This is a genomic window from Mycobacterium sp. NPDC006124 (assembly GCF_040614235.1).
GTDB lineage: Bacteria > Actinomycetota > Actinomycetes > Mycobacteriales > Mycobacteriaceae > Mycobacterium.
Genome location: NZ_JBEXUA010000019.1, coordinates 35,060 through 47,521, shown reverse-complemented (window position 1 = coordinate 47,521; position 12,462 = coordinate 35,060). Strand labels below are relative to the sequence as shown.

The following is a 12,462-nucleotide window of genomic DNA, read 5'->3' as shown; positions in this document are numbered from 1 at the left end:
GGCCGGGTCTCCATCAGCGGCGTGTCCCAGGGCGATCCGATTCGCGTCGACCGACGACGACCTGGGTGAACAGCCTGCTCACGTATGCTGGCGCGGTCATGATCGATACCGCCACGGCCGACGCGCCGCCCCATCCGCTGATCGGTCAGCTGGCGGCACTGCACCACTTTCGCACCTACGTCGACGTCGGCGTCGTCGTGGTCCTGTTGGTGACCACGAATCTGCTCGCGCACTTCACCACACCGTGGGCCAACGTCGTCGTGGTGCCGGCGGCCGCCGTCGGCCTGGTGCTGCTGGTGCGCTCCCGCGGGCTGGGATGGAACGAACTGGGTCTCTGTCGCGAGACGTGGCGCTCCGGCGTGTGGTACGCGGCCCTGGCCGTCGGGCTGGTCGGGACCGTCATCGCCGTCGGCGCGCTGCTGCCGTGGACGCGTCCGATGTTCATGAACGACCACTACGCCACCATCTCCGGTGCGCTGGTGGCCTCGTTGGTCATCATCCCGCTGCAGACGGTGATTCCGGAGGAACTGGCGTTCCGCGGCGTCCTGCACGGAGCACTGGACCGGGCGTGGGGGTTCCGCGGGGTCGCTGCGGCGGGCTCGCTGCTGTTCGGCATGTGGCACATCGCCACGTCCTTCGGGTTGACGAGCAGCAACGTCGGGTTCACCCACCTCTTCGGCGCCGGCGCCCTCGGCGTGATCGCAGGCATCGTGATGGCCGTGATCGCCACCGGCGCCGCCGGATTCGTCTTCACCTGGCTGCGTCGACGCAGCGGCAGCCTCATCGCCCCGATCGCGCTGCACTGGTCGCTCAACGGTCTCGGCGCGCTCGCCGCCGCGATGGTCTGGCACCTGTCCACCTAGGGGTGGCGCTCGGGGTGCCGAGCGCGATGCCGGCGGCGCCGAGAGCGCCGGGCACTACCTCTTCCGAACCGCGCCGACGATCCACAGCAGGATCACCGAACCGAGGATCGCGGTGAACAGGGTGAACCACCACCCGCCGGCCGCGGTGTCGAGGAAGAAGCTCAGCAGGAAACCACCGATGAGGGCGCCGACGATGCCGATGACGATGTTGAGCAGGATGCCCGAGCCGCCGCCCTTGACGATCTTGCCGGCGATCCAGCCCGCCAGCGCACCGATGATGATGTACCCGATCCATCCCACGCTGGTGAGCGTGCTGGATCGCTCGGCCAGAAATTCCGTAGCCGCGAGCATGTTCATGATCAACTCCTGCCAGTAGCCGTGCCAGCCCGGCGACGCCGCCGGGTGTGCTCCGGTCTACCCCCGATGGGTAACGATTAGGCCCACGAAACGTGCACGGTAATCAGTCGAAGCCGATCAGCCGGCGGGCATCATCCCGGGGGGCGCGTCCGTCACCGGAACCGGGACGCCGACGCCCGGCCGTGCCGGCGGCGCGTTCGGATCAGGCGCGGGCGCGTTGGGGTCCGGCGCGGGCGGCGGCGGTGGTGGCGGCGGAGTGAACGACCGGATCGACTGCGCGAGTGTCGCCGCGGCGGCCTTGTCGACCGGGTGATTGGCCGAGCCCAGCCAGACGACGAACCAGCGTTCCGGCGTCCGGGAACCCCGTGGCGCCCCTGGCGGCGGCACGTCGCCGACGACGCCAGCCCAGATCTGGCCGTTGGGCTTCGTGGTGTCGGTGAACTTGACCTCGTAGGACGAGAATGCGCCCGGCAGACCGCCAGCGTTGAGCGGACCGGCTTCCTGGCCCTGCCGCGTGCCGGCGAAGGGCATGAAGAACTCACCCATGTCCGAGGCCAGCCGGGTGGCGGCCTTCGCGTTGTCGGTCTCGGCACCGGCGAAGAGCTTCAGGTCGAGGCGACCGAGCAGGACGCTGGTGTCCGACGGCGCTTCGGCCCCGGCTTCGGGCACCTTGGTCAGCAGCGCTTGGCCGTAGGAGAGCTGGGTGTTGTCCGACACCTTCCAGCCCGCCGGCACGACGTAGCTGAACCCGCCTGCGGCGTTGTCGACGCGACCGGGCTCGGGGGGCGGCGCCGGCGGCGCGGCGGGATCCGCCGGCGGCGGGGCGTTGGGATCGGCGGGCGGGGGCGGCGCGTTCGGATCCACCGGGGCGGGCGCGGGGGCTGGCACGGGCGCCGGGGCCGGGGCGGGCGCGGGAGCCGGCTCCGGGGCAGGCACGGGGTCGGCGTTGGCGGGAAGCGCGACTGTCACTGCAGTGACGCCCGCGAGGATGGCCGAGGCCAATGCCCGAGGGACGCGCCTGCGTCGAAGAGGGTGCAGCATGGGGAAGAAACTACCGTGTTACGGCCGTGACGCAAGTGTGAGTTGCTCTTAGAGTGTCAATCTTTGAGATTGCTGTACGTTCCAACGTGCCAGGCAAAGGCAAATTCGACGATTGCTGTCGACATGGCGGCACGGCAGAGCGCCCGCGCGGTGCGCGGGAGCCTGCACACTGTTGGTCGCACTGGCGGCAGCCGCCGTTACCGCGCCCGGTGAATCGACACTTCTCGGGCCTTGACGGTGAAGAAGACCCGCTCTCCGGGTGCCAGCCGCAGTGCTGCCGCCGACTCGGCGGTGATGTCGGCCGACAGCCCGGGTGACCCGTCGGACTGCGGCTCGGCACGCACCCGGATGGCGGGCCCGCGGCCGTCGAGCTCGGCGAGCACGACCTCGACCGTGTTGCGCGGACTGCCGTGCGGCTCCTCCCGGTAGACCGCCACCGCCGACGGATGAAACGTGGCCACGACCGGCCCGTCGGCCGCATCCCGGACCTCGTCGTCGAGGATGCCGTGCCACACCCGGCCCGAATCCGTCACCAGCGTCGACCCTCCGCCGACCCGACCCCTGACCAGGTTGATCCCGGCGAAGCGCGCACCGAAGCCGCTGCGAGGGGTGGCCAGGACGGTGGCCGTCGGCCCTGCCTCGACGACGCGGCCCGACTCCACGACCACGACCTCGTCGGCCAGCGTGACCACGTCGAGCAGATCGTGGGTGACCAACACCGACGATCGGCCGTCGCGTACCAGGAATCGCCTCAGCACCGCTCGCATCGCCGCCGCGACGTCGACGTCGAGGCCGGCCAGCGGTTCGTCGAGTAGCAGCACCTCCGGGTCGGCGGCAAGCGCCCTCGCCAGCGCAACCCGCTGGGCCTGCCCGCCCGAGAGCTGCCGCGGCGTGCGGTCGGCGAGATCGGCGGCTCCCACCTCCGCGAGCCATCGGGTGGCAACGTCACGAGACGCCCTGCGGTGCAATCGCTTTCCGTGGCGCGCCCCGAACGCCACGTTGGCGGCGACGGACTGGTGCGGAAACAGCAGAGCGTCCTGCATCAGCAGACCGACCCTGCGCTGGTGTGTGTCGACCTGTACCCCGCCCGGCGACTCCGTCAGGGTCCGGTCGCCGATGCGCACCAACCCCGAGTCGGGCCGGACGAGACCGGCGACCACGTGCAACGCGGTGGACTTTCCCGCCCCATTCGGGCCGAGGATCGCCAACACCCGACCGGGGGGCACCGAGAAGGCGACGTCCACGCCGCGCGCGTCGACCACGGCTCGCAGTTCGACGCCGCTCATCGCCTACTGCCAGCCACTCGCGCCACCCGCCTTGATCCGGCGGCTGCCCAGTCCGACCACGACGACCGCGGCCACCGCCACGAGCAGCACCGACAGTGCCACCGCCGCGTCGGCGTCGACCTCGCGTTGCAGGTAGATCTCCAGCGGCAGCGTGCGCGTCACACCCTCTCGGGAACCCGCGAAGGTCAGTGTCGCCCCGAATTCGCCCAGCGCGCGTGCGAAGGCCAGCACTGCGCCGGAGGCCAGGCCGGGCGCCAGCAACGGCAGCGTCACCCGCCACCACACGGCCGACGGCCGCGCCCCGAGGGTGGCGGCCACCACCTCGAATTCCGACCCGACGGTGCGTGCGGCCCCCTCGAGCGCGATGACCAGGAACGGCAGTGACACGAACGTCTGGGCCAACACCACGGCGGTGGTGGTGAACGCGATGTGCACGCCCGCCGCCTCGAGATACCGCCCGATCAGACCCAGCCGACCGAACGCGTACAGCAGCGCGATGCCACCCACCACCGGCGGCAGCACCAGCGGCAGCAGGATCAACGGCCGCACCCAGCGCACCACGCGAGAACCGCTGCGGGCCAACACCATTGCCATGGGGACGCCGAGCAGGACGCACAGCGCGGTGCTGGCCGCGGCGGTCCTGAAGCTCAGGCCCAGCGCCGTCAACGACGAAGGGCTGGTGATCAGCGACCAGAACTGCGACCAGTCGACCCGCGCGGCGATGGCGACCAATGGGAGCACCACGAAGACGGCGCCGGCGACGGCGGGCACGTAGATCCACCGCGGCAGGCCGCCCGAACCGGTCAAGGCTTGGCGAATCCCGCCTGCGACAAGACCTTCTGGCCCGCCTCGCTCGTCACGAGGTCGACGAACTGCTTGGCCGCCGCAGCGTCGGCCGCCGACTTCAGCACGGCGATCGGATAGACGTTGACCGCCGCCGAGGACTCCGCGAAGTCGACCCGGGCCACCTCGTCCCCCACCCCGAGCGCATCGGTGAGGTAGACGACCCCGGCATCCGCCTGCCCGCTGGTCACCTTCGTCAGCACGTCGGTCACCGAGGACTCCTCGCTGACGGGATTCAACGCGACCTTGGAGGTGTCCTCGACCTTCTTGGTGGCCGAACCGCACGGCACCTGCGGGGCGCAGACCACGACGGACAGGTCGGGCTTGGCCAGGTCGGCGAACGAGGCGACCTTCTTCGGGTTGCCCGGCGCGGTCACGATGACCAAGGTGTTCGACGCGAAGTTCACCGGTTCGCCGGCGAGCAGACCCGCCGTGGCCACCTTGTCCATGTTCTTGGTGTCGGCCGAGGCGAAGACGTCGGCCGTGGCGCCCTGGGTCAGCTGTGTGACCAGATCCGACGAGCCGGCGAAGGTGAAGTCCACCGACCACCCCGGGTGGGCCGCCTTGAACTGGTCGCCGATCTCGGTGAACGTCTTCTTCAGCGACGCGGCGGCGTAGACGGTCAGCGAACCCCCGGCGGGGGCGCCACCGCCGGAGTCGGACCCACAGGCGGTCGTGACCACGGCTAGCAGGACGGACAGGGCGGCAACGGCGCTTCGGCAACCAGCCATGCTTCGGGTCACCCAGGGAACCCTAGGCGAGCCGGGTCGCGGAGTCAGCCGTCGAGCGCGTGGCGTGTGCGTTCGGATAGCTACCGTCCAGTAACATCGACGACGGCTCGCTGGGTTCAGCGTCGAACACGAGGAGGTCGCAACGATGGACGTGCTGCTCACAGGCGGTGACACCGAACTGGGACGCATCATCGCCGAAGGGTTCCGCGACGCAGGGCACCAGGTGGTCATCGCCGGTTCCCGTCGCGACGAGCTCGAGGTGGCCGCGAAGGAACTCGAGGTCGACTCGATCGTCTTCGACAACACCGACCCCGCCAGTCTCGAAGCGGCCCGCGGCCAGTTTCCGCACCACCTCGACGCCATCGTCAACGTGCCCGCACACCGCTGGGACGGCGGCGACCCGCGCACCTACACGTTGACCGAACGCGCCGCGGCGTGGCGCACCGCGATGGACGCCACCGTGCTCTCGGCGGTGCTGACCGTTCAGATCCTGGGCGACCACCTGCGCTCGGGCGGCACGATCGTCAACGTCGTCGGCGACAACGCCGACGAAGGCAGTGCCGAGGCCGCGATCAAGGCCGCCTTGTCGAATTGGACGGCGGGCCAGGCGACTCACTTCGGGATCCGTGGCATCACGCTCAACGCGGTCGCGTCCGGCCGCGGGGCCGAGCCGGGCTACGACGGCGTCGCCAGCACCTCGCCTTCGGTTGCCGCGGAGCTCACCCGGCTTGCGCTGTTCCTGACCACCCCGGCCGCCCGGCACATCACCGGGCAGACGTTGCACGTCAGCCACGGGGCGCTCGCCACCTTCGCCCGCTAGGGGTTTTATTCCGCCGTCCGCCAGGAGCGAAACGGGGTGCCGGTTCCGCTTAGGCGTGGTTAGGGTCACACCGTGACCATTCGACTCGGACTTCAGATCCCCAACTTCACCTACGGCACCGGCATCGAGCAGCTCTTTCCCACCGTCATCGCCCAGGCCCAGGAGGCCGAGGCCGCTGGCTACGACTCCGTCTTCCTGATGGACCACTTCTATCAGCTGCCCGGCCTGGGCACCCCCGACCAGCCGATGCTGGAGGCCTACACCGCGCTCGGGGCATTGGCCGCGGCCACCCAGAAGGTGCAACTCGGCACCCTCGTCACCGGCAACACCTACCGCAACCCGACCCTGCTGGCGAAGGCAATCACGACCCTCGACGTGATCAGCCAGGGCCGGGCGATCCTCGGCATCGGCACCGGCTGGTACGAGCTGGAGCACGACTCGCTGGGCTACGACTTCGGCACGTTCACCGACCGGTTCAACCGCCTCGGGGAGGCGCTGCAGATCATCCTGCCCATGCTCGAAGGCGAGCGCCCGACGTTCTCCGGCACGTACTACCGCACGCAGGAGGCCATGGCCGAGCCCCGCTACCGCGATCACATTCCGCTGATGATCGGCGGCAGCGGCGAGAAGAAGACGATTCCGTTGGCCGCCAAGCACTTCGACCACCTCAACATCATCGCCGGGTTCGACGAGCTGCCGCGCAAGCTCGCGGTGCTCAAGGAGAACTGCGAGAAGATCGACCGGGATCCGTCGACGCTGGAGACCAGCATGCTCGTCGTCGCCATCATCGGCGAGGGCATTACCGCCGACTTCATCCCCGAGGACTTCCGGCAGCAGGCGGTGTTCGGCAGCCCGGAGCAGGTCGCCGACCAGATCAAGACCAAGGTGCTCGACGCCGGCGTCGACGGTGTCATCATCAGCCCGGTCACCAGCATCGACGGCTACCATCCCGGCCCGGCGGCCGAGGTCGCGGAGAAGCTCAAGCCGCTGCTGAACGGGTAAACGGCAGGGGGCTGGAACGGAAACCGGAGGCGTCGGTGCGGGTGGTGGGTCATCTCACCGCACTTGCGGGAACGGGTCCGACTAACCTAGAGGTCGTACTGGACAGGTTTTCGCACGCGAGGAGCAGCAATGAGCCACCCCGGAGCTACGGCAACGGATCGGCATAGGGTCGTCATCATCGGTTCCGGGTTCGGCGGTCTCAACACCGCCCAGAAGCTCAAGAGGGCCGACGTCGACGTCAAGCTGATCGCTCGTACGACGCACCACCTGTTCCAGCCCCTGCTCTACCAGGTGGCGACCGGCATCATCTCCGAGGGCGAGATCGCCCCGCCCACCCGGCTCATCCTGCGCAAGCAGGAGAACGCCCAGGTGCTGCTCGGCGACGTCACCCACGTCGACCTCGCGAACAAGACCGTGACCTCCGAACTCCTGGGTCACGACTACATCACCCCCTACGACAGCCTCGTCATCGCGGCCGGCGCAGGACAGTCCTACTTCGGCAACGACCACTTCGCCGAGTTCGCACCGGGCATGAAGTCGATCGACGACGCGCTCGAACTACGAGGACGCATTCTCGGCGCCTTCGAGCAGGCCGAACGCTCCAGCGATCCCGAGCGCCGCAAGAAGCTGCTGACCTTCGTCGTCGTAGGCGCCGGCCCGACCGGCGTGGAGATGGCCGGACAGATTCAGGAACTCGCCGACCAGACGCTCAAGGGCAGCTTCCGGCACATCGACCCCACCGAAGCGCATGTGATCCTGCTCGACGCAGCGCCGGCGGTGCTGCCTCCGATGGGCAAGAAGCTCGGCCTCAAGGCCCAGGCGCGGCTGGAGAAGATGGGCGTCGAGGTTCAGCTCAACGCGATGGTCACCGACGTCGACCGCAACGGCATCACCGTCAAGGACGCCGACGGCTCCATCCGGCGCATCGAGGCGGCCTGCAAGGTGTGGTCGGCAGGCGTGCAGGCCAGCCCCCTGGGCCGCGACCTCGCCGAGCAGTCCGACACCGAGATCGACCGCGCCGGCCGCGTGAAGGTGCTTCCCGATCTGTCGATTCCGGGCCACCCCGACGTCTTCGTGATCGGCGACATGGCCTACGTCGAGGGCGTGCCGGGCATGGCCCAAGGCGCCATCCAGGGCGCCAAGTACGTCTCCAACATCATCAAGAACGAGGCCAAGGCGCGCGAGCACGGCACCATCCCCAAGCCGCGTGAGCCGTTCAGCTACTTCGACAAGGGCTCGATGGCCACGGTCTCGAAGTACAACGCGGTCGCCCAGGTCGGCAAGCTCGAATTCGGCGGCTTCATCGCCTGGGTCGCATGGCTGGGTCTGCACCTGATCTATCTGGTCGGCTTCAAGACGAAGGTCGCCACGCTGATGTCGTGGGCGGTCACCTTCCTCAGCCGCGAGCGTGGACAGCTGACCATCACCGAGCAGCAGGCCTACGCGAGAACGCGCATCGAACAGCTCGAGGACATGGCGGCGACGCTACGCGAGACGGAGAAGGCCGCCAGCTAGAGACGCTCGCCCTGCCAGGTCGCCAGGCAGCCACCCGCGGCGAGCGTCAGCATGGTACCCGCGCCGTCGAAATCGGCCTGCGGGTAACGCAATTCGCTGACGCACGCCCGCGGTGCACCGAGCTCGTCGTCGGCCACCGCTGCAGCGCCGAGCTCGACGCGGTGCCGCAGCACGGGGGTCGTGTCGGCGTCGGCGCGCATCGAGCCCGACCAAAACCCGTGACGCTCCTGCGATCTGCCGATCTGCACACGCTCACGCAGCCGCACCGTGCCCCCCTGGCCGACCGTCAACCGGGTCGACGTGACGTGTCGCGCCGCACCCGCCACGATGGTGGGCTGGGGGTCGACGTCGAGGTGGCCGTACACCTCGAGATCCCACGTAGCCCGTGACTCCATGGTGACCGTGCCCGGCATCGCCATCGTGGCAGCCGCGCTACGCACCCGCAGGACCGCACCGGCCTCCACCACCACGCGGATCGAGATGGTGTCCCCGCCCAACGGCGTCGCCGCGGCCGAGACGAGGTGCACGGTGTCGGCGTCGGTACGCCGGCCCGCGACACCGCCCACGCATTCGATGCGGGGAGCGCGGCCGGGCGACGCGACGATCAGGACCTCCGAGAGCATGCCCTAGACCGGTACGCGCAGTTGTCGGTACACCCAGTCCGTCACCAGCGTCGCCGCCGGATCCTCGGTGAGCGAGATCAGCACGAACGGGCGCTCGCCGCGCACGGCCGCGGCGTCGCGGCGCATCACGTCGAGGTCGGCCCCGACCATGGGTGCGAGGTCGGTCTTGTTGATCACCAACAGATCCGAGAAGGTGACGCCCGGTCCGCCCTTGCGGGGCACCTTGTCGCCACCGGCCACGTCGACGACGAAGATCTGCACGTCGACCAGTCCCGAGGAGAACGTCGCGGTCAGGTTGTCCCCACCGGACTCGACGAGGATGAGGTCGAGCGTGGGGTTGCCGGCGATCAGGTCGTCGATCGCGTCGAGGTTGGCGGTGATGTCGTCGCGGATCGCGGTGTGGGGGCACCCGCCGGTCTGCACTGCGGCGATCCGCTCGTCGGGGAGCACGGCGTGGCGACGGAGGAAGTCGGCGTCCTCGGTGGTGTAGATGTCGTTGGTGAGCACCGCGAGGGACAGCTCGCCGCGCAACCGTCGACACAGTGCCGCCACCAGGGCGGTCTTGCCGGAGCCCACCGGGCCGCCGATACCGATGCGCAGCGGCTCGCCGGCCTGGCGGACGCGGCGGGGCCTGTCGTGGTGGCCGTGGGGTTCGCCGTCGAGCAGATGTGGTGGCATGGCGGGCCTTTCAGGATGCAAACAGCGGACGGTCGCGCTCGGCGTGCCGCTGGGCGAGCACGTCGAGCAGGGGGTCGGACAGGTCGGCGAGCTCCTTGGCGGCCTCGGCCGCGGTCTGGTCGCACAGGGCGGCGAGCTCGAAGGTCAGGGCGGCGACGTCGCCGGGGTCCAGAGCCAGCAGACGCTGCGCGGCGGTCGCCGAGCCCGTCATGGTCGTATAGACCACCGAGGCGGCGGTCTGCTCGGGCAGCAGCCCGCTGACCGAGCCGACGGCACCCGCGGCTACGCCCAGATGAGGTTTGGGGCCGACGGCGTCCCACTCCCCCTCGGGCCACACCTTGCGCGCCAGCCGCATCAGACCCCGGCCCTGCGCGCGCGACGCAATGCGGGCCGCGGGAGACGGTGTGCGGGCGTCGGTTTCGAGATCGGCGGCGACCAGGTCGAGCGTGCCGGCGTGCACGGCCGCCGCGACCGAGGCGGTGACCAGTCCGGTAGTGCGGATGCGGCGGCGCAGGAACGCCCTCAGCGTCGCGACGTCCCTGACCAGACCGCTGGTGACGGCCTCCTCCACGCTTCCGGAGTGGACGTGACCACCGGTGGGCAGCCGGGAGTCGGCGAGGACGAGCAGGGTCGAGAGGTTCGACATCTCAGAACAGGAAGTATCTCTGCGCCATCGGCAGCTCGACGGCAGGTTGTTCCGCCCAGACGTCGCCGTCGATGGTCACGGTGAACGTGTCGGGGTCGACCTCGATGCGCGGCAGGGCGTCGTTGAGCGGCATGTCGGCCTTTCCGACCTTGCGCACGTCGCGGACCGGGACGAGTCGGCGGTTGACGGCCAACCGGTCGGCCAGGCCGTCGTCGACGGCCTGGGGCGCGACGAAGTGCACCGAGGTCGCTGCCGCCGCTGCCGGCGAGGCGCCGAACATCGGTCGCGGCAACACCGGTTGCGGGGTCGGGATCGACCCGTTGGCGTCACCCATCGCCGCCCACGCGATCATGCCGCCCTTGATGACCGCATGCGGCCGCACCCCGAAGAACGCCGGTTCCCACAGCACCAGATCGGCGAGCTTGCCGACCTCGACCGATCCGATCTCGTGGTCGACACCGTGGGCGACGGCCGGGCAGATCGTGTACTTCGCGACGTAGCGGCGGACTCGATTGTTGTCGGCTCCCCCGTCACCCTCGAGTGCGCCGCGGCGCTTCTTCATCACGTGCGCGGTCTGCCACGTGCGCAGGACCACCTCGCCGATGCGGCCCATCGCCTGGGCGTCGCTGCCGATCATCGAGATGGCGCCGATGTCGTGCAGCAGGTCCTCCGCGGCGATCGTCGACGGCCGGATCCGGCTTTCGGCGAACGCGAGATCCTCTGGCACGCTGGGGTTGAGGTGGTGGCACACCATCAGCATGTCGAGGTGCTCGTCGAGAGTGTTGACGGTGTGCGGCCGCGTCGGATTGGTCGAACTGGGCAGCACGTTGGCGTGGGAGACGACCGTGATGATGTCCGGTGCGTGCCCGCCTCCGGCGCCCTCGGTGTGGTACGCGTGGATGGCGCGACCGTTGATCGCCGCGAGGGTGTCCTCGACGAAGCCCGCCTCGTTCAGGGTGTCGGAGTGCAGGTTGACCTGGACACCGGCCGCATCGGCCACGGTCAGACAGGCGTCGATGGCGGCGGGCGTCGTGCCCCAGTCCTCGTGCAACTTGAATCCCGCAGCGCCGCCGCGCAATTGCTCCCACATCGCGTCGGCACTGACGGTGTTGCCCTTGCCAAGCAGCAGCACGTTGAGCGGCCAATGGTCGAGCGCCTCGAGCATGCGGGCCAGGTGCCAGGAGCCCGGCGTGACGGTGGTGGCCTTGCTGCCCTCCGCCGGGCCGGTGCCGCCGGCGACGATCGTGGTGATGCCGCCGCCGAGCGCCTCCTCCATGATCTGCGGGCAGATCAGGTGGACGTGACAGTCGATGGCACCGGCGGTGAGGATGCGGCCGTTGCCCGCGATGATCTCCGTGGACGGTCCCACCACCAGGTCGGGGTGGACGCCGGACATGACGTCCGGGTTGCCGGCCTTGCCGATGGCGACGATGCGGCCATCGCGAATACCGATGTCTGCCTTGATGATTCCCCAGTAGTCGACGATCACCGCACCGGTGATGACGGTGTCGGGGGCACCGTCGGCCCTCGTCGCGCGGGACTGGCCCATCGACTCGCGCAACACCTTGCCGCCGCCGAAGACGGCTTCGTCACCGGCGCGTCCGGGGCCACCGCTGCGGTCCTCGGTGATCTCGATGAACAGGTCGGTGTCGGCGAGCCGGATGCGGTCTCCCGTGGTGGGGCCGAAGAGCGCCGCGTAGCGGCTCCGTGACAGTTCGCTCACGAGTCGAGCCTTCCGGGTGGTGTCAGCGACAATCCGTGGACCTCGCGACTGCCGCCGAGCGGCACCAGCGAGACGTGCTGAGAGATACCGGGTTCGAAGCGCACCGCCGTACCGGCCGGGATGTCGAGCCGGTGTCCGTGGGCGGCCTCGCGGTCGAAGTCGAGCGCCGCGTTGGCCTGCGGCAGGTGCACGTGGCTGCCGACCTGCACGGGTCGGTCGCCGGTGTTGACGACGTCCATCTCGATCCGATCGGCACCGTCGTTGATCGCGATGTCGCCGTCACCGTAGAGAATTTCGCCTGGAATCACTGGTGCCCTCTGCTCTTCGCGCAAGC

14 protein-coding genes are annotated in these 12,462 nt (G+C 69.6%); 4 read left to right on the top strand and 10 right to left on the bottom strand.

Going from position 1 to position 12,462, the window contains the following annotated elements; all coding sequences use genetic code 11:
* Positions 1-98: 98 nt before the first annotated feature.
* Entirely contained in the window at positions 99-863 is a 765-nt protein-coding gene (locus ABZ195_RS26145) for a CPBP family intramembrane glutamic endopeptidase (protein ID WP_355222805.1), read from the top strand.
* Between the two features lie 54 nt (positions 864-917).
* On the opposite strand, the gene ABZ195_RS26140 is transcribed toward ABZ195_RS26145, so the two are convergent.
* The 5 genes from ABZ195_RS26140 to modA all read right to left on the bottom strand — a co-directional run bounded on the left by ABZ195_RS26140 (position 918) and on the right by modA (position 5,133).
* Positions 918-1,220 (bottom strand): GlsB/YeaQ/YmgE family stress response membrane protein, encoded by a 303-nt coding sequence (locus ABZ195_RS26140; protein ID WP_355222804.1) that lies wholly within the window; start codon positions 1,218-1,220, stop codon positions 918-920.
* Between the two features lie 117 nt (positions 1,221-1,337).
* Positions 1,338-2,261 carry an APA family fibronectin-binding glycoprotein gene (locus ABZ195_RS26135; RefSeq protein WP_355222803.1) on the bottom strand — a complete coding sequence of 308 codons (924 nt, stop codon included), beginning with the start codon at positions 2,259-2,261 and terminating at the stop codon, positions 1,338-1,340.
* Positions 2,262-2,458: 197 nt separating this feature from the next.
* The gene (locus ABZ195_RS26130) at positions 2,459-3,547 is read right to left on the bottom strand and encodes an ATP-binding cassette domain-containing protein (protein WP_355222802.1); all 1,089 of its coding nucleotides are present in this window, start codon (positions 3,545-3,547) and stop codon (positions 2,459-2,461) included.
* A gap of 3 nt (positions 3,548-3,550) precedes the next feature.
* The gene (locus ABZ195_RS26125; RefSeq protein WP_355222801.1) at positions 3,551-4,354 is read right to left on the bottom strand and encodes an ABC transporter permease; all 804 of its coding nucleotides are present in this window, start codon (positions 4,352-4,354) and stop codon (positions 3,551-3,553) included.
* Positions 4,351-5,133, bottom strand: coding sequence for a molybdate ABC transporter substrate-binding protein (modA, locus tag ABZ195_RS26120; protein ID WP_355222800.1), 783 nt, complete (start codon positions 5,131-5,133; stop codon positions 4,351-4,353). The genes ABZ195_RS26125 and modA overlap by 4 nt, the downstream gene beginning before the upstream one ends.
* A 133-nt stretch (positions 5,134-5,266) precedes the next feature.
* On the opposite strand from modA, the gene ABZ195_RS26115 reads away from it, so the two are divergent.
* The 3 genes from ABZ195_RS26115 (at position 5,267) to ABZ195_RS26105 (ending at position 8,458) form a co-directional block, all read left to right on the top strand.
* Positions 5,267-5,941, top strand: a complete 675-nt coding sequence (locus ABZ195_RS26115; RefSeq protein WP_355222799.1) for an SDR family oxidoreductase — start codon at positions 5,267-5,269, stop codon at positions 5,939-5,941.
* Positions 5,942-6,013: 72 nt separating this feature from the next.
* Positions 6,014-6,943 carry an LLM class F420-dependent oxidoreductase gene (locus tag ABZ195_RS26110; RefSeq protein WP_355222798.1) on the top strand — a complete coding sequence of 310 codons (930 nt, stop codon included), beginning with the start codon at positions 6,014-6,016 and terminating at the stop codon, positions 6,941-6,943.
* A 129-nt stretch (positions 6,944-7,072) separates the two neighbouring features.
* Positions 7,073-8,458 (top strand): NAD(P)/FAD-dependent oxidoreductase, encoded by a 1,386-nt coding sequence (locus ABZ195_RS26105; RefSeq protein WP_355222797.1) that lies wholly within the window; start codon positions 7,073-7,075, stop codon positions 8,456-8,458.
* Here ABZ195_RS26105 and ABZ195_RS26100 read toward each other — a convergent pair.
* Genes ABZ195_RS26100 through ABZ195_RS26080 form a run of 5 tightly spaced genes read right to left on the bottom strand, consistent with a single transcriptional unit; the run spans position 8,455 to position 12,436 of the window.
* Positions 8,455-9,081: an urease accessory protein UreD gene (locus tag ABZ195_RS26100; protein ID WP_355222796.1), complete on the bottom strand. Its 627-nt coding sequence runs from the start codon at positions 9,079-9,081 to the stop codon at positions 8,455-8,457. The two genes, ABZ195_RS26105 and ABZ195_RS26100, sit on opposite strands and share 4 nt — an antisense overlap.
* Before the next feature lie 3 nt (positions 9,082-9,084).
* The gene (gene ureG, locus ABZ195_RS26095; RefSeq protein WP_355222795.1) at positions 9,085-9,759 is read right to left on the bottom strand and encodes an urease accessory protein UreG; all 675 of its coding nucleotides are present in this window, start codon (positions 9,757-9,759) and stop codon (positions 9,085-9,087) included.
* A 10-nt stretch (positions 9,760-9,769) separates the two neighbouring features.
* Positions 9,770-10,405 (bottom strand): urease accessory UreF family protein, encoded by a 636-nt coding sequence (locus ABZ195_RS26090; protein WP_355222794.1) that lies wholly within the window; start codon positions 10,403-10,405, stop codon positions 9,770-9,772.
* Position 10,406: 1 nt separating this feature from the next.
* Entirely contained in the window at positions 10,407-12,128 is a 1,722-nt protein-coding gene (locus tag ABZ195_RS26085) for an urease subunit alpha (protein ID WP_355222793.1), read from the bottom strand.
* Complete coding sequence (locus ABZ195_RS26080) at positions 12,125-12,436, bottom strand: urease subunit beta (RefSeq protein WP_355222792.1); 312 nt, start codon at positions 12,434-12,436, stop codon at positions 12,125-12,127. Before ABZ195_RS26080 ends, ABZ195_RS26085 begins: the two co-directional genes overlap by 4 nt.
* Positions 12,437-12,462 lie beyond the last annotated feature (26 nt).